Raw genomic sequence first — 15,855 nt, forward strand, 5'->3', positions numbered from 1 at the left:
TTATTTATTGGCGTAATAGCGAACTTCGAAAATTTTACAGCCATTTGGGGACTGCCATGGTCCATGCTCCATTCCAGGAGGACGACATGCAACCATTCCTGCTGTAAATTCCTCGTTTAAACGTAAATCAATTAACGATCCTTCGATAATGTATAATTCTTCCCAGAAATCATGAATTTGCACACCGTCTGGAGATGTATCTGTCCCTGCTCCTAGTTCTAGAATACGTGTTGCTACTTCAGTACCTGGAATCTGTGCAATAATTCGTTGGGAGGAACCCTCTACAGTTTTTGATGGGACAGCCTCAAACGTCTTGAAGTCAACAAACTCATGCTCTTGCTTTTCCTGATCAGCATAATAACGAACTTCAAAAATTGTGCAGCCATTTGGGGACTGCCATGGCCCATGCTCCATTCCAGGAGGACGACATGCAACCATTCCTGCTGTAAATTCCTCGTTTAAACGTAAATCAATTAACGATCCTTCGATAATGTATAATTCTTCCCAGAAATCATGAATTTGTACACCGTCTGGAGATGTATCTGTCCCTGCTCCTAGTTCTAGAATACGTGTTGCTACTTCAGTACCTGGAATCTGTGCAATAATTCTTTGGGAGGAACCCTCTACAGTTTTTGATGGGACAGCCTCAAATGTTTTGTAATCAACAAATTCATGTTCTGGTTTAATAACCACTTCTATTTCTGAATTCCCCATTTCATACTACCTCCGCATCTGTTAAAATATGAACCTTATAATCTAGTTGAATTTTTCGGTCTGTTAAAGCATCATACAATTCTGCTGAAAAACCATCACCGTAAATAAATTCTCCAGTTACGATTGGTAGAGTCCCACAAAAAACCATCAAATCCTCACTGTAATATCCACGCTCTGTAATAATTTTTATTAGCTCTTTTGGATGCAAAAACTCTCCAAGTGTTCCAGTTTGGTATTCTTTTTTTTCACCATTCACAATCATCCAACTTCGCATTTCAATGTCATCCCAGCGGCTCTCTATGTCATCTAGCAACCAAAATTGAGTGGAAATCGGCTTACTGCAAACCTGTTTGGATTTTTGAATGGACAATTTTTCAAGCTCCCGATCTGTGTGATCACTACCCAGTCCTACGTACCATTTCCCTTTCACGTTCATAATAACGACTTCTGCTTCTCCACTACTACTTTCCTGAACTACTGAAATGGATGGACTTGTTGTAAGAAGATTAGTAGAAACATCGTAAATCATTGGCACTTGAGGTGGGGCTGGAACACCAATCTCTCTTAATTCATCAATATGTTTTTTTACAGATGCTTGATCTTTACCTGTATAGCCAGCAATAAGTAAGCGTTTAGGTGTAGCCTCCATTTTCTTTCCAGAAACGATAATATTCATTAAATCAATTCCTCCTGTCTATCTAAAACTCGATGCTTTAAATTAGGGAAGGCATCACGAATAGTAGCAATTTGGGAAGGATCAATTTCTGTTTTTACAATGGTTTCCTGATCGCCTCCACTTGCCATAACAATTCCCCAAGGATCAACCACTTGACTGTGACCACCTAACTGGATGCCATGTGTATTACCTACACAATTACTTGAAATTAAGAAACATTGGTTTTCTAATGCGCGCGCTGTATTAAATATTTTCCAATGCTCTAATCTAGCATGTGGCCAAGCAGATGTCACAAGAAGTAATTCTGCTCCTAAATCAACTTCTGCGCGGTACAATTCAGGGAAACGTAAATCATAGCAAGTTGATAATCCTACCTTCCCAAAGTCCGTATCTACTACAGTCGTTTCGATTCCTCTTGTTAAAATTTTTCCCTCTTGCGAACCATAACGGAATAAATGTATTTTTCTATAGGTTCCAATGAGTGTACCCTCGGGAGAAAATAGAACACTTGTGTTATAGTACTTTCCATTGTTTCTTTCTATGAAACTGCCTGCAAATAGATAGGATTGGATTTCTTTTGCCTTTGAAGAAAATCGCTGTACAAAATCACCGTTTATTTCTTCTGATTCATCAACATAACGATCAAATGCAAAGTACCCTGTCGCCCATGTTTCGGGTAGTACAATTAAATCTTGTCCCTTTAATTGATCAATCATTGCTTCGACACGATCGATACGAGCATTTTTCGATTCCTGATCTTTAATCTCTAACTGTATTGATGCAATTTTCATTTTTTCAACATCCTTTTATCTATTTTTCCTAAACCAGCTCCTCCACTTGCGTAGGAAGGGAATAACTTTCTAAAAATGTTTCAACCATTTTTACTGGCTCTTCATATCCATAATTTCTAAATGAATAGCCTTTCGTAACGAATGGTGCACCATTATAGAACAATTCATATTGTTGATGTCTACCACCAAACTCTGAGCCAATGATATCCCACACTAACTTAAATAATTTGATTCTCTCTTCAGCTCCAACTCCTGTGGAACGAATATATTGATAGATATCATCTTTCGTCTCAGGATTAATCATTTCTTTATAGGAAGAAGGTAATTGTAAAACACCTCCACCACAAAGCTCCCTTAAAATCCGAATAGTAGACGCATAAATAATATCCTGTTGACCAACTACACCATACAGGAAACGTGGATCTGGTCGAGCAACCCCATTTTTATCAATCGTGCAGTTATATTCGGATGCTAATAGGTTACCTTCAACAGAAGCTGCAATGGATGCCAACTCACCTAGCTTTTCTTGAACAGAAGGAATTTTATCAATGCCATTCATAGCTGTTACTTTACGTGCTGCACCAATTAAGAATTTCAATTTATTACTAAATCTTATTTGAGCTTGATTATTGCCTAATACGTGAGCTGGTGTTTCATGGAACTGAGCTCTTACAATATCAATGTTTTTATACACAAAAATATCTGACCATGGAATAAATACATCATCAAAAACCACTAACGAATCACTTTCATCAAAACGAGAAGACAACGGATAATCAAATGTACTCGGTGATTTTTCCGCATAGCTAGGTCTTGCATAGAATTTTAATCCTTTCGCGTGAATCGGTAAGACAAAGGATAATGCATAGTCTTCATCCCCAGGACGGAGTGGCGTAAGACAGCTTACAAATAAGTAGTCGGATACTGCTGAAGCTGTACCAAGCATTTGAGAACCTCTCACAATAATACCGTCCTCTACCTCTTCATAAACGCCTACAGGAAGGTATTTATCTTCTAGTTCATGAGCCGCTTTACTTCGATCAATTTGAGGAGGAATGATTACGTACGTTACATATAAATCATTATCTCGTACATGTTTATAGAAATTTAAAACATTTTCTCCATAGCCTTTTCCTCCACGTTCGAATACTTCAGGTGCACTAGCAAATGAAGCTAAAAAACTAGCAACATGATCAGGGCTTCTTCCAACAAAACCACAAGTGGCCTCAGACCATTTTGAAATGGCCAATCTTCGTTCTTTCAGTTCTTCACGACTCTTGGGAATCATATAAATTTTGTTTGCTAGCGTTCCATCTTCTGTTTGATAAATCATATTGTTTGATTCATCTAACGCTAAATCATATAAACCTGCAATTGTATTTGTAATACCTTTAAAAGCAGGATGTGTTGCTACATCTTTGACTCTTTCCCCATTTATGTAGATCACACGATCGTCTTTCAATGCTTGTAAGTACTCTTGACTTGTTCTCACCATATTTAATTCCTCCCCATGTGTTGTTTAAATAGAAGCTATAAGAGACAATCTTTCAGAAATTAATGAACCCAATCAAGTATTCTGTATACTGTATTGTGTATACATAAATCTCTGAAATAATTCAAAAAATTACAATAATTAAGTACGGACGAAGACGCAAGCGCTTACAACGAACAAATAAGTAAACCTCTCACGTTTTAAAATTTATCTTCATTGAAGTACACCCTACACGATAGTAGTAACTTCCTTAACACCTCCCTTCAAAGCATTCATGACTATTAGCTATTATCAATAACCATTAATGTTTCTTTTGTTTTTTCTAAATGATTTAAAATCATTTTTGAAGCTAAATCAGGATTTTTTTCCTCAATAGCTTGAATAATTTGTTGATGCTCAACTAAAACACTTTTCATTCTTCCAGGCTGCCTAATTGCTCTTAAGCCCATTAGCTGTGTTAGATTGTGCAAATTGGTCAAAATTTGTTCCATTATCGTGAATTTAGCCAACTTTGTAAGCGACAAATGAAATTCATGGTCTAACCCAATAAATCGAATAGCATCATCATTTTGGAGCGCTTCATCTTGTTGCTTCAAAATTAGCTTGAGTGACTTTAGCTGCTCAGGAGATGTTATGATTTCAATTAGCTTCTTTACTGCCTCCACTTCAATAGCACTTCTTAATAAGAACACTTCTTTTTGCTCATCTTCCGTCAGTTTTTTTACAGTCATTCCTTTTCTGGGAATAGAGACAAGTAAACCTTCCTTTATCAAGTCTTGAAGAGCTGCTCTTACTGGCGTTCTTGAAGTATTTAATTTCTCTGCTAATTGAACCTCTGTAAATATCTCATCACTCGTTATACCACCGTATAAAATCGCTTTTTTAATTTCTTTATACACTTTGTCTTGCGTTGTTTTTTCCTTCTCAATCGGCTTTAATTTTGCCCCTTCCATAATAATCCATCCTTTTTATTAAGTCTTTACCATACGAAATTAAAAATTTGAATTTATATGAATGGTTTAAACTCTTTATGTTTTATGTATACATAATACAAAACACTTTTATTATAAGTCAACATTATTTTTTGTTTTTTCTGAAATTTCAACTCTGCTATAAACAGTCAGCCCTTTTCCAATCTCATCTATCCTGCAAAACAAGAACTGTGAAAACTGAAAAGGGCTGTTTGAATTAAAGAATTTCAGGGAACATAAAGACTATTTCATTTTTACGATAATCTTCCCCTTTGCTCTACCTGACTCCGCATATTCCATCGCCTTTTGAGCATCTTCAAATGAAAAAGTTCTATCAATGACTGGTTTGATTTTACCAGATTCAATTAAATTGGCGATTATGCGTAATTGATCGCCACTTGGTTTCATAAATAAGAAGGAATATTGAGCATGATATTTCTTTTCAAGTGAGGTCAGTTTATGACTTGCTGCTGAAAATAATAATGTTTTGAAAAATCCTGAACCATATTCTTTGGCGAAACGTGCATTCGGCGTGCCTGATACGGAGACAATTTTTCCACCATCCTTGATAATCTCGAAAGATTTTTCTAAGGTCTTTCCTCCAAGCGTATCAAAGACTGCATCATAATTTTTCAGTATAGCTTCAAAGTTTTCTTTCTTATAATTAATCACTTTATCTGCACCCAAAGATGTAACTAAGTTTGCACCAGCTTCGCTAGCCGTTGTTGCCACTGAGGCGCCCATTACTTTTGCTAGTTGTATAGCAAAGGTACCTACACCACCAGAGCCAGCATGAATTAAAATCTTTTGACCTTTTTGTAATTGCATGATGTCATGTAAAGCTTGGTATGACGTTAAGCCAACCAGTGGGATTGATGCAGCTTCCTCAAAGCTCAAATTTTTAGGCTTTAGGGCTATGTCATCTTCATGAATCGAGATATATTCCGCAAAAGTACCAATTTTACTCTTCCTTGGACGTGCATAAATTTCATCTCCTACTTTAAAGCGCGTCACTTTTTCGCCAACCTTTACGACGACCCCTGAAAAATCATTTCCAAGGATCAGTGGCATTTTATAGTGGATTAACAGCTTTACTTTCCCATCACGGATTTTAAAATCAATCGGATTAATACTTGCTGCATGGATTTCAGCAAGTACCTCATATTCATTTATTTCAGGTGTAGGCACTTCTTTCATGCGCATTGGGACTTTGCCATATTGATCTATCACCATTGCTTTCATCGTTCATTCCTCCAGATAACCTATTATATTGTCAATAAAATTTCGTTAACAACGTCTCAATATCCAAAACAAGATTTTTTAACGAACCTAGTTTTGTCCGTATATCTATATAGTAAAAGTTTTTTGTACCTTCTTTGCGCATTAAAATAACACCAGCATCTCTCAAAATTTTAAGATGATGTGACACAGCTGGTCGAGAAAGATGTGTTTGTTCTGTGATTTCACCTACACGCAATCCCGTTTGACAATCTGTGCTCATTAATACCATTAAAATAGCTTGTCTGGTTTCATCACCAATTGCTAATAGTACCTTTTGAGAATTTATAAAGTCGTCCTTAATCAAGTTAAGCTGGTCCTGTTTATTCATTAAAATCCCTCCTCTTACTAATCTGTTGAATAGTTTAAGTTAATGAACCATTGCTGCATATAACGATATAATATTGCCGTATTCGCTGCAATATTGGGAAAGTAAATCGAGACGAATGATTTTTAAAGGCGTACACCTTACTTTCCCCTCTTTCCATAAAAAAACACAGAAGTCACATGGACTTCTGTGTTATTTGCTCTCCTTAATAAGAGCCTTCATATCTCCAACGATTGTTTCAACTGGTACGTTTGTCGCGCCATCATAGTCTTTTACAACTGTGCCGTCTGCGTTTACTAAATAATAGCTCGACATATGTATGACTTGGTCTGAGTTAGGATCGTTTTTAACTAATGAATTAAATGATTTACGTGCAAATTGTTCAATGAATTTTTGTTGATAGCCAGTTAGTAGCTGCCATTTGCTTTCATCTACAACATTATACGTATTTAAGTAATTTGTTAAAACCTCAGGCTTATCCACTTCTGGATCGACGCTAAATGCCACAATTTGATAATCTTCAAGGCCTTCATCCTGTAGTGCTTGTTGAACTTCTGTCATATTAAATGTCATGGGTGGACAGATTGTCGTACAGTTTGTAAAAATAAACATGGCTAGCCAAGGCTTACCTTTAAGATCATCTAGGGTCACTTGTTCATTTTTTTGATTTGTTACTGTGAAATCTTGAACCTCGAGATTTAATGTTGGTTCAAACTTGTAACTACCGCAAGCAGCTAGAATGCTACTAAATGCTAGAACTAAAACTAGCAATATACTTTTCTTTGTCATTAGTGGTGCCCACTTCCCTTCATTTCATCACCTTATTTTATTCATTATAGAAGCTAAACACAAGATAATGGACTTACACCCAGATGGCTATTTGTATAACATGTGAACATTAACTGATTCTGGAATTCCACCTCACTAATTCTTCCAAATGACACATCCTTTTTAAAAATTTTTTCATAGCTTTTTTTTATCATTTTCGTTATTTCCCAAAATCTCAGATAATTGTTATATAACAAATAATTTCTACTTAACAAGCTCCCATGGAATTTAATAGCAGAATAATAAAATACAGAAAATTCTCTTTTATGTTTGTATTTTCTCCTACATTCATTTTTATCAACAACAAACTATTTTAATAATATTATTTCACCAGAAAACCGCACGCTCTTTTAAACAGAATTTTTCTAATAAATCCTTATTATTTCTATGTTATTTCCACAAAACAGAAGTGACTAAAAATTATAAAAACTCAAAATTTAGTATTGCATTATAGGATTCTCCCCCATAAAATAAGTGAATATAACGACGAACGAAAAAGAAATATGTCGTTTAAAACAGAAATATATAACTTTAGGGGGAATAATAATGGCGAATGTTTCAAGCAAAAAACAGGCCCAATCAATTGATTATCATGCAATTGAAGCAATGGAATCGTTTAATAGCTTTGTAAAAAAGAAAAATACCTTTCTTTTCTCGATTACAGCAGTGTTTTTAATTCTTTATATCCTGCTTCCGATTCTTGCTTTCCAGCCTGTACTACAACAAAAATTCTTCGGAAATATTACGGGTGTATGGGTTTATTCTGCAGGATTATTTATCATGACCATTGTGCTTTGTACAGTATATGTAAAAAAAGCTGCTTCATTCGATAAAGCTGCAGCTGCTGTTCTTGCAGAGTACCAGGCGAAAGGTGGAAAATAAATGAATATCGTATCTATAGGTTTCTTTTTAGCTATTGTTGGCTTAACACTTGTTGTTACCTATATTGCAGCAAAGCGTACATCTTCTGCGGCTGATTTTTACACTGCTGGTGGTGGTTTAAAGGGGTGGCAAAACGGCTTTGCGATTGCTGGTGACTATTTATCTGCGGCAGCCTTTCTTGGGGTGTCTGGTGCAATTGCCTTAACTGGCTTTGATGGTTTCTTCTTTTCTGTAGGCTATGTAGTAGCGAATTTAGTGCTGCTTTATGTTATTGCTGAGCCAATGCGAAACTTAGGCCGCTACACGTTAGCAGATATGTTAACGGCTCGTTTTAATGAAAAGCGAATTCGTGGTGTGGCAGCGTCTGGGACCATTATTATAGTAATTCTTTATATGATTGCACAGCTAGTTGGTGCTGGTGCATTAATTAAGCTATTATTCGGTATTGAGTATTGGATTGCTGTTTTAATTGTCGGTGTTATGATGACAACTTATGTATTGTTTGGTGGTATGACAGCGACTTCTTGGGTGCAAATCATTAAAGCAAGTCTATTATTATTCGGGACAGGTTTATTAGCGGTTTTAGTATTAATGAAATTTGACTTCTCTCTTATGAAGATGTTCGACACAATTGCAGTAGATCATGGCGAAAAGTTCCTTGTACCTGGAATTAAGTATACAAGCACAATCGACTCCGTTTCGATGATGATGGCTTTAGTTTTAGGAACATCTGGTTTACCACATATTTTAATGCGTTTCTTTACTGTAAAGGATGCAAAAACAGCACGTTCCTCTATTTCTTGGACAACTTGGATTACAGCTATTTTCTTTTCATTAACAATTTTCTTAGGGTTCGGTGCATTAAACTTTGTAGGTTTAGATCAAATTCTTGCTGAGAGTAAGGCTGGTAATACAGCTGCTCCGCTTCTTGCGCATTACTTAGGTGGAGATGTATTGATGGCATTTATCGGCGCAGTGGCATTTGCGACTATTTTAGCCGTTGTTTCTGGTTTAGTACTAACAGGAGCTTCAGCCATTTCTCATGATATTTATGGAGAAATCATTAAGGGTGGTAATTTAACAGAGAAGCAACAGGTAGTAGCAGCTCGTACAGGCTCTATCTCAATTGCGATCGTGTCTATAATTCTCGCTCTGTTTGCACAAAGCTTAAACGTTTCATTCCTAGTATCATTCGCCTTTTGTATCGGTGCGTCAGCAAACCTACCTGTAATCCTTTATACAATCTATTGGAAGAAATTTAATTCTACAGGTGCTGTAACTGCGATGGTAACGGGGTTAGTATCATGTTTAATTTTAGGAGCAATGGGACCAAATGTGTGGAGCCCTGTTGAAGGTGCGGCTATCTTTGTTGGACAACCACTTGTGCCACTTGCTGTTCCAGCGATTATTACGATTCCATTAGGCTTTATTGCTGGATACTTAGGTACTGTTCTTTCATCTAACAAAGTGCCACAGGAAGAAGCAGAACGTATTTATAAAGAAATTCGTGTGAAAGCAAATACAGGCGTGTCTGTCTCTGATATTTCACATTAATATTTATACACCTCCTGCATAATGAATCTCAATTCAAAAAATGCAAAAAAATAGGCAAAAAATTCGATTTTTGGTCGAGTTTTTCGCCTTTTTTGTTATTCAATATCTACCAATTTATTTATCGAACAATATTATTTCACTTCCAAAAAACAGAAAAAATCCAATTTTCACTAGGTAAATAGTGTTTATTTTTAATTGAAAAAACAAGATTTTTTTGTAAATTTACCCTTCATTTTTTGTTAAGAATCTAGATTTCTCTTCACTTCATTTATTTATCTGAATTTTCTAAAACCCTTTATATTCTTGGCTTTGCGCCATTTTTTCTCTCTTAGGAGTATTTTCTGAAAAATTTTTTTTACATAATTTTTCTGAAATGTATTGCAATTTTGTGAACTGTTACATAAAATGAAAATGTGAATTCACTAAACTAGCAAAATCAAGTCTTGAGGTAGAAAAAATATACACAAAATGGGGAATGTTAATGGCGAACAATCAAGCAAAAAAAGGTATCGTGATTGACTATGATTCAATTGCAAATCAAGAATCATTTAAGTCTCTTGTACGAAGAAAGAACTCTTTTCTTTGGTCAATGACTGCCATATTTTTATCGGCATACATGTTGTTACCAATTCTGACATCGTACACGACAATTCTACACCAAAAGGCATTTGGGGAAATTACTTGGGTGTGGATCTATGCAGCAGGTCTTTTCATCATGACATGGGGGTTATGTCATTTATATGTAGCAAAAGCAAACAGCTTCGATAGAGAAGCAAAAGCGATTATCGCTGAATACGAGAACGGAGGTGGCCGCCGATGAGTAACGGAATGAGTCTTACAGCCATATTCTTCTTCGTAGCCATTGTTGGTTTAACATTAGTTATTACATGGTGGGCATCCAAACGTACATCTTCAGCAAGTGATTTCTATACTGCTGGTGGTGGCTTAACAGGCTGGCAAAATGGACTAGCTATCGCTGGTGACTACTTATCAGCAGCATCCTTCTTGGGTATCGCTGGTGCTGTAGCATTATTTGGATTTGATGGATTCTTCTTCTCTATTGGTTATTTAGTAGCTTACTTAGTGGTATTATATATCGTTGCTGAGCCATTACGTAACCTTGGGAAATTTACATTAGCTGACATGATTACAGCGCGTTTTGATAACGCCAAAGTCCGTGGAACAGCTGCTTTAAGCACTATTACAATTGTTTTATTCTACATGATTGCACAACTAGTTGGTGCAGGAGCACTTATTCAATTACTTTTAGGAATCGACTATTGGATCGCCGTATTAATCGTAGGATTCATGATGACTACTTACGTACTATTCGGTGGTATGACAGCAACATCTTGGGTACAAATTATTAAAGCTTGTCTTTTAATGTTGGGTACAGTTATTATTTCGTTCTTAGTATTAAAAGAGTTCGGCTTCAGTATCTCTACAATGTTTAAAGAAATGACAACGGTTACTGACAGTGGAGCTGCTTATTTAAACCCAGGTCTTAAATATACAAATGGACTTGATACAATCTCTATGTTAATTGCGTTAGTATTAGGTACTGCGGGTCTTCCACATATCTTAATGCGTTTCTTCACAGTAAAAGACGCGAAAACAGCTCGTTCATCTGTTATTTGGGCTACTTGGATCGTAGGTATCTTCTACGTTCTAACAATTTTCTTAGGCTTCGGTGCAGCAGCATTCGTTGGGAAAGAAGATATTATCGCAGCAAACGCTGCTGGTAACATGGCTGCCCCACTTCTTGCAGAAGCACTTGGTGGCGACATTCTATTCTCATTCGTTTGTGCAGTAGCATTCGCAACAATTTTAGCGGTAGTAGCAGGTCTTGTACTTTCTGGTGCATCTGCCCTATCTCATGATATTTATGGACAAATTATCAAAAAGGGTAAAATTACAGAAAAAGAGCAAGTTCTTGCAGCTCGTATCGGTTCGATTACAATCGCTGTTATTTCTATCCTATTAGCACTTGGTGCACAAACATTAAACGTTGCATTCTTAGTATCTTTAGCATTCTGTATCGCAGGATCTGCTAACCTTCCAGTTATCATCTACACAATTTATTGGAAACGCTTTAATACAGCGGGTGCTGTTACTGCGATGTTAACAGGTTTAATCTCTGCGTTAGTATTAGTTGCTATGTCTCCAAACGTTTGGAATCCAGTTGAAGGTAAGGCAATTTTCGTTGGTGATCCTTTAATTATGTTAACGAACCCAGCCTTAATCTCTGTACCACTTGGTTTCCTTGGTGGTTTCATCGGCACATTACTTTCTAAAGAAACAGATGATGCGAAGTATCGTGAAGTTGACGTTAAAGCAAACACAGGTATTTCTGTACAGGACGTATCTCACTAATACACTCGACAGCCTCGTAAGTATCTTGCTTACGAGGTTTTACTTTTTCTTCCCTATTCGCTACTATAGAATTAAAAATGAATTGGAGGCGATGCTCATGTCACAATCTAAAGCTAAAAAGAAGCGGATGCACATTAAACGCACAGTTGGTAAAGATGTTGAAAAAAATCGACAATCTATCTCTTTTAGTACACATGAACGTCTAACGAAAACAAAAAACGAAAAATTAGAGCATGATTATACGAAATATAAAAAGCAGTATAAGGACGAATAACTCGTACCCTATACTGCTTTTTCTTATTAAAGCCGATAAAATGTTTTCGTGTTTTGCGTAATAATTTTGGCCACTTCCTGTGTTGATAGCCCTTTGATGGAGGCAATCACCTCAATCGTTGAGTGCATCATCCAGGGAGATGTACGCTTCTTCGTAAACGGTCCCTCAAACGGCCAAGGACCATCCGTTTCTACCATCATTAGTTCAATGGGATAAGCATGAATTAGCTGTTGAATTTCCTCTTCGTACAAGCAATCTGGCGTAATAGAAATAAAATAACCTCGCTCTATCATGCGCTTCACAATAGCTTCATCCCCTTTAAACCAATGAAAATGGGCTTCGTGAAGCTGATGCTTTTCCAGCAAATCACACACAATATGGGCGTCCTCATATACTGCGTGTAACACAATTGGCTTGTCCAGCTCCTTCGCCAATACAACAAAACGCTCTAATAGTGCCACATAGGGACGTTCATCAATCGCTTGCTCTTGTTTTAAATAATAAGGTAGACCCACCTCACCAATAGCAACCATATCATCCTGATGCGAATGAATCCAATCAAATAAAGCTGTCTCATCATTTGGACTTAGTAAAGGCTGTTCAGGATGAAAGCCAAATGCAGCCTTTACTTGCTGATAGCTATTCGATAAACGCAACGTTCTTTCACAAGAGGAAAGTTGCATACTAACCGCGATTACAGCTTTCACTTCTTCTAATAAGGAAGGAATTTCCTCATCGGTGTACTGATCCAAATGAATATGCGCATCAATCAACATACATATCACCCTTTTCCTCCTGTAAATACATAAATAATTGTTGCTTTAATGCTGTGAATGCTGCAGAATGTCGAATTTCCTCTTTCCGAGGTCTCTCAAACGGCACGATGATTTCCTTTTTAACGGTAGCTGGACGTTTGGTTAAAACAAGTATGCGATCTGCTAAAAAGAGAGCTTCCTCAATACTATGTGTAACAAATAGAATGGATTTGCGGTACTCCTCCCAGATAGATAAAAGCCATGCTTGCATTTCCAGTCGAGTAAATTCATCCAACGCAGAAAATGGTTCGTCCAAGCATAAAATCGGCTTATCACTGACCATTGCTCGAATAAAGGACACACGCTGCTGCATGCCTCCAGACAGTTCGTTCGGGTAGGCATGGATAAAAGAGGCAAGACCAACCTTTTCTAACCATTCCTTGGCACGTTCAACATTTGGTTTATGTTGTAATTCCTCTACAAGCGTGACATTTTCTACTATTGTACGCCAGGGTAATAGACATGGCTGCTGTGGCATATAGCCAATCGTTCCTTTTTTTTGTTGGATATCCTCTCCATTTAATAAAATGGCTCCTTGATCAATTGGCGAAACACCACCAATTAATTGAAAAAGTGTACTTTTACCACTGCCTGAAGGACCAACGATGGCCACAAACTCTCCATCCTTGACGTCAAAAGAAAGTTGATCAAGGACTTTGAGCGCATCGAAGGATTTAGCGATGTTTTGAATGCTGAGCATGATAGCCTCTTCCCTTCACCATGAATTTTTCAATTAAACGAATACCACTAAACAATAGTAAGCTCAAGAGAACAATCGCAAAAATTGCCACAAATACGCGATCCGTACGGAAGGAGGATTGGGCTAGGGTCATGTAAACACCAATACCCCTTTTTGCACCAAGCCACTCCGCAATCACAGCCCCCATCACACTATATGTAGCCGCAATTTTAATGCCTGAAAAAATAGCAGGATAGGCATAAGGCCATTCCAGCTTCCAAAAGGTTTGTGCCCTTGTAGCACCAATCATGGCAAAATAATGCTTTAATTCTGGAACTGTTTGTCTAAATCCATCCATCGCTGCAATGACTATCGGGAAAAAGCACACAAGACAAATAATGATAAGCTTCGGTAATAAGCCAAAGCCAAACCAAATAATAAGGAGCGGTGCCAAGACAAGAATAGGAACATTCTGCGACATGATAAGAATTGGATAAAACAGTTCTCGAATAAATGTAAATCGATGCAACACTATTGCCACCGTTAGCCCACAAGCGATGCCAATGGCCAAACCTAGTAGAGCTAATTGTACTGTAGCGAATGCATGTGGTAGAAAGGTTTGATACGACTGGATGGCTTCTGACAAAATACTACTTGGTGTGGGAACTAACCAATGAGGAACTTCAGCAAACCGCACGATTAGTTCCCATATGAACAAGAGGAAGGCGATAAAAATTATCGTCCTTCCCTTCTGTAATGCACGTTTCATTACTGATATTTCTCCGTTAATGTATCCATCGTAATACCCGTTGGCTGATATAAAATTTTCACTTGTGTAATGACATTAATGGCACCAAGTTCAATCATCTTCTCATTCATTTTTTCAATGATTTGGAGCAATGTTGAAAGCTCACCCTCCATCGTTGTTTCCAATGGATGTACCTCATATTTCACACCAGAAGCATCGATCACCGCAATTGCTGCATCGACATATGGTATAACATCTTCATATTTCTCTGTCTTCGGAATGATTTGTACACTGATTAATGAATTTGCCATCTTATTTGGCCTCCTTTTTAGGTAAGAAATCATTAGTAAAGGCTTTTTTCGCATCAAATTCGCCCTCTAGTACTTGATTGCTTGACATCCATTTCGCGTAATTTTCCCACACAGAAAGCTTTTGCTCTCCCCATTGCTTGGCATCATCCTGATATTTATCAGCCAGCCATTCCTGACTTTTATGCACTAACGCTTTATCTAAATCAGGAGCTGCTTCGATTAAAATATCAGCCGCTTCACTTGGGTTTTCAATTGCGTATTCATAGCCCTTCGATGCAGCTGCCACAAAGGCTTTGACTACATCCGGGTTGTCCTGTATCATTTTTTCATTTGTAGCTAAAACTGGCGTATAATAATCCAATTGATCACTATAATCTGTAAGATATAGCATATTAATCTTTTCCCCACGCAGCTCAGCCTCAATCCCAGTCCATGCATAATAAATCCAAGCAAAATCTATATCTTTTTCCATCATTGTAAAGAAATCTAAATCCCCTGCATTGACGATATCTAGCTTATTAATATCTGCCTTTTCTTTTTGCATGAGTGATTGTAAAACGGCTTGCTCTAATGGCGCGCCCCAACCACCATAGGTTTTACCTTCAAAATCCTTTGGCGATGTAATGCCCTTCGAAGCAATAGAAGCAAAGCCAGATGTATTATGCTGTATAATTGCTGCGATGGAGACCAGCGGCACATCCTGTACTCGTGCCTGTGTTATGCCTTCCTGATAGCTCACGCCAAAATCCGCCTTTCCAGAAGCAACAAGCTGATCTGCGCCCGCCTCACCAGGCATAATAATATCAACATCTAAACCCTGTTCCTCAAAATAACCGAGTTTTTTGGCAACATATAGTCCTGTATGATTTGTATTCGGCGTCCAATCCAGTACCACAGACACCTTTTTCAGCTTGTCTGCAGCCTGCTTGTCATCCTTGTCACTACAGCCTACTAATGTCAATAGTGCTGCCAATAAAATAAAAAACCATTTTTTCATGCGAAAGCCTCCCAGTTTGTAATATGAAAGTGTTCATGAATGAATGTTGTCACCAGAAGAAAGCGTATACAATGTTGGCAAGCTGTTGCTTGAAAACATAAAAAAACGCCTAGGATTCCTCCCAGACGTATTGCAATCAATCTT

The 15,855-nt window shown here is 37.4% G+C and carries 18 protein-coding genes; 5 read left to right on the forward strand and 13 right to left on the reverse strand.

Annotated elements, in window-relative coordinates; genetic code table 11:
- The 8 genes from C7B89_RS10295 to C7B89_RS10330 form a co-directional block, all read right to left on the reverse strand.
- Positions 1–714, reverse strand: coding sequence for a cupin domain-containing protein (locus C7B89_RS10295; protein WP_115673652.1), 714 nt, complete (start codon positions 712–714; stop codon positions 1–3).
- Position 715: 1 nt separating this feature from the next.
- Complete coding sequence (locus C7B89_RS10300) at positions 716–1,390, reverse strand: DUF2848 family protein (protein ID WP_115673653.1); 675 nt, start codon at positions 1,388–1,390, stop codon at positions 716–718.
- The gene (locus C7B89_RS10305) at positions 1,390–2,181 is read right to left on the reverse strand and encodes a carbon-nitrogen family hydrolase (protein ID WP_115673654.1); all 792 of its coding nucleotides are present in this window, start codon (positions 2,179–2,181) and stop codon (positions 1,390–1,392) included. Before C7B89_RS10305 ends, C7B89_RS10300 begins: the two co-directional genes overlap by 1 nt.
- A 28-nt stretch (positions 2,182–2,209) precedes the next feature.
- Positions 2,210–3,676, reverse strand: a complete 1,467-nt coding sequence (locus C7B89_RS10310) for a 4-hydroxyphenylacetate 3-hydroxylase family protein (RefSeq protein WP_244205625.1) — start codon at positions 3,674–3,676, stop codon at positions 2,210–2,212.
- Positions 3,677–3,954: 278 nt separating this feature from the next.
- The gene (locus C7B89_RS10315; RefSeq protein WP_048393050.1) at positions 3,955–4,626 is read right to left on the reverse strand and encodes a GntR family transcriptional regulator; all 672 of its coding nucleotides are present in this window, start codon (positions 4,624–4,626) and stop codon (positions 3,955–3,957) included.
- 261 nt (positions 4,627–4,887) lie between these two features.
- Positions 4,888–5,886, reverse strand: a complete 999-nt coding sequence (locus C7B89_RS10320) for an NADP-dependent oxidoreductase (protein ID WP_115673655.1) — start codon at positions 5,884–5,886, stop codon at positions 4,888–4,890.
- A 31-nt stretch (positions 5,887–5,917) separates the two neighbouring features.
- Positions 5,918–6,253, reverse strand: coding sequence for an ArsR/SmtB family transcription factor (locus C7B89_RS10325; protein WP_112118578.1), 336 nt, complete (start codon positions 6,251–6,253; stop codon positions 5,918–5,920).
- 189 nt (positions 6,254–6,442) lie between these two features.
- Positions 6,443–7,039: an SCO family protein gene (locus tag C7B89_RS10330; RefSeq protein ID WP_115673656.1), complete on the reverse strand. Its 597-nt coding sequence runs from the start codon at positions 7,037–7,039 to the stop codon at positions 6,443–6,445.
- Positions 7,040–7,624: 585 nt separating this feature from the next.
- On the opposite strand from C7B89_RS10330, the gene C7B89_RS10335 reads away from it, so the two are divergent.
- From C7B89_RS10335 to C7B89_RS23050, 5 genes are all read left to right on the forward strand, one after another.
- Positions 7,625–7,960: a DUF485 domain-containing protein gene (locus C7B89_RS10335; protein WP_004227946.1), complete on the forward strand. Its 336-nt coding sequence runs from the start codon at positions 7,625–7,627 to the stop codon at positions 7,958–7,960.
- A complete protein-coding gene (locus C7B89_RS10340; RefSeq protein ID WP_048393056.1) occupies positions 7,961–9,514 on the forward strand; it encodes a solute symporter family protein in 1,554 nt (517 codons plus the stop codon).
- 481 nt (positions 9,515–9,995) lie between these two features.
- Complete coding sequence (locus tag C7B89_RS10345; protein ID WP_048393058.1) at positions 9,996–10,334, forward strand: DUF485 domain-containing protein; 339 nt, start codon at positions 9,996–9,998, stop codon at positions 10,332–10,334.
- Positions 10,335–10,342: 8 nt separating this feature from the next.
- Positions 10,343–11,887, forward strand: coding sequence for a solute symporter family protein (locus C7B89_RS10350; protein ID WP_048393165.1), 1,545 nt, complete (start codon positions 10,343–10,345; stop codon positions 11,885–11,887).
- Between the two features lie 97 nt (positions 11,888–11,984).
- Positions 11,985–12,161 carry a hypothetical protein gene (locus tag C7B89_RS23050; protein ID WP_004227938.1) on the forward strand — a complete coding sequence of 59 codons (177 nt, stop codon included), beginning with the start codon at positions 11,985–11,987 and terminating at the stop codon, positions 12,159–12,161.
- A gap of 26 nt (positions 12,162–12,187) precedes the next feature.
- Here the strand turns inward: C7B89_RS23050 and C7B89_RS10355 are convergent, their stop codons facing one another.
- Genes C7B89_RS10355 through C7B89_RS10375 form a run of 5 tightly spaced genes read right to left on the reverse strand, consistent with a single transcriptional unit; the run spans position 12,188 to position 15,711 of the window.
- Positions 12,188–12,937, reverse strand: coding sequence for a TatD family hydrolase (locus tag C7B89_RS10355; protein WP_048393060.1), 750 nt, complete (start codon positions 12,935–12,937; stop codon positions 12,188–12,190).
- Positions 12,927–13,676: an ABC transporter ATP-binding protein gene (locus C7B89_RS10360; protein ID WP_103118201.1), complete on the reverse strand. Its 750-nt coding sequence runs from the start codon at positions 13,674–13,676 to the stop codon at positions 12,927–12,929. The genes C7B89_RS10355 and C7B89_RS10360 overlap by 11 nt, the downstream gene beginning before the upstream one ends.
- Complete coding sequence (locus tag C7B89_RS10365; protein WP_115673657.1) at positions 13,651–14,424, reverse strand: ABC transporter permease; 774 nt, start codon at positions 14,422–14,424, stop codon at positions 13,651–13,653. Before C7B89_RS10365 ends, C7B89_RS10360 begins: the two co-directional genes overlap by 26 nt.
- A complete protein-coding gene (locus C7B89_RS10370; protein WP_004227928.1) occupies positions 14,424–14,714 on the reverse strand; it encodes a thiamine-binding protein in 291 nt (96 codons plus the stop codon). The genes C7B89_RS10365 and C7B89_RS10370 overlap by 1 nt, the downstream gene beginning before the upstream one ends.
- A gap of 1 nt (position 14,715) precedes the next feature.
- On the reverse strand, positions 14,716–15,711 hold the full coding sequence (locus C7B89_RS10375) for an ABC transporter substrate-binding protein (RefSeq protein WP_103118202.1): 996 nt from the start codon (positions 15,709–15,711) through the stop codon (positions 14,716–14,718).
- Positions 15,712–15,855 lie beyond the last annotated feature (144 nt).

This window comes from Lysinibacillus capsici (assembly GCF_003367505.1).
GTDB lineage: Bacteria > Bacillota > Bacilli > Bacillales_A > Planococcaceae > Lysinibacillus > Lysinibacillus capsici.

Excerpts from the sequence above, each read along its gene's own strand:
- C7B89_RS10295 (WP_115673652.1), bottom strand. The coding sequence starts at position 714 with ATGGGGAATTCAGAAATAGAAGTGGTTATTAAACCAGAACATGAATTT.
- C7B89_RS10300 (WP_115673653.1), bottom strand. The coding sequence starts at position 1,390 with ATGAATATTATCGTTTCTGGAAAGAAAATGGAGGCTACACCTAAACGC.
- C7B89_RS10305 (WP_115673654.1), bottom strand. The coding sequence starts at position 2,181 with ATGAAAATTGCATCAATACAGTTAGAGATTAAAGATCAGGAATCGAAA.
- C7B89_RS10310 (WP_244205625.1), bottom strand. The coding sequence starts at position 3,676 with ATGGTGAGAACAAGTCAAGAGTACTTACAAGCATTGAAAGACGATCGT.
- C7B89_RS10315 (WP_048393050.1), bottom strand. The coding sequence starts at position 4,626 with ATGGAAGGGGCAAAATTAAAGCCGATTGAGAAGGAAAAAACAACGCAA.
- C7B89_RS10320 (WP_115673655.1), bottom strand. The coding sequence starts at position 5,886 with ATGAAAGCAATGGTGATAGATCAATATGGCAAAGTCCCAATGCGCATG.
- C7B89_RS10325 (WP_112118578.1), bottom strand. The coding sequence starts at position 6,253 with ATGAATAAACAGGACCAGCTTAACTTGATTAAGGACGACTTTATAAAT.
- C7B89_RS10330 (WP_115673656.1), bottom strand. The coding sequence starts at position 7,039 with ATGACAAAGAAAAGTATATTGCTAGTTTTAGTTCTAGCATTTAGTAGC.
- C7B89_RS10335 (WP_004227946.1), top strand. The coding sequence starts at position 7,625 with ATGGCGAATGTTTCAAGCAAAAAACAGGCCCAATCAATTGATTATCAT.
- C7B89_RS10340 (WP_048393056.1), top strand. The coding sequence starts at position 7,961 with ATGAATATCGTATCTATAGGTTTCTTTTTAGCTATTGTTGGCTTAACA.
- C7B89_RS10345 (WP_048393058.1), top strand. The coding sequence starts at position 9,996 with ATGGCGAACAATCAAGCAAAAAAAGGTATCGTGATTGACTATGATTCA.
- C7B89_RS10350 (WP_048393165.1), top strand. The coding sequence starts at position 10,343 with ATGAGTCTTACAGCCATATTCTTCTTCGTAGCCATTGTTGGTTTAACA.
- C7B89_RS23050 (WP_004227938.1), top strand. The coding sequence starts at position 11,985 with ATGTCACAATCTAAAGCTAAAAAGAAGCGGATGCACATTAAACGCACA.
- C7B89_RS10355 (WP_048393060.1), bottom strand. The coding sequence starts at position 12,937 with ATGTTGATTGATGCGCATATTCATTTGGATCAGTACACCGATGAGGAA.
- C7B89_RS10360 (WP_103118201.1), bottom strand. The coding sequence starts at position 13,676 with ATGCTCAGCATTCAAAACATCGCTAAATCCTTCGATGCGCTCAAAGTC.
- C7B89_RS10365 (WP_115673657.1), bottom strand. The coding sequence starts at position 14,424 with ATGAAACGTGCATTACAGAAGGGAAGGACGATAATTTTTATCGCCTTC.
- C7B89_RS10370 (WP_004227928.1), bottom strand. The coding sequence starts at position 14,714 with ATGGCAAATTCATTAATCAGTGTACAAATCATTCCGAAGACAGAGAAA.
- C7B89_RS10375 (WP_103118202.1), bottom strand. The coding sequence starts at position 15,711 with ATGAAAAAATGGTTTTTTATTTTATTGGCAGCACTATTGACATTAGTA.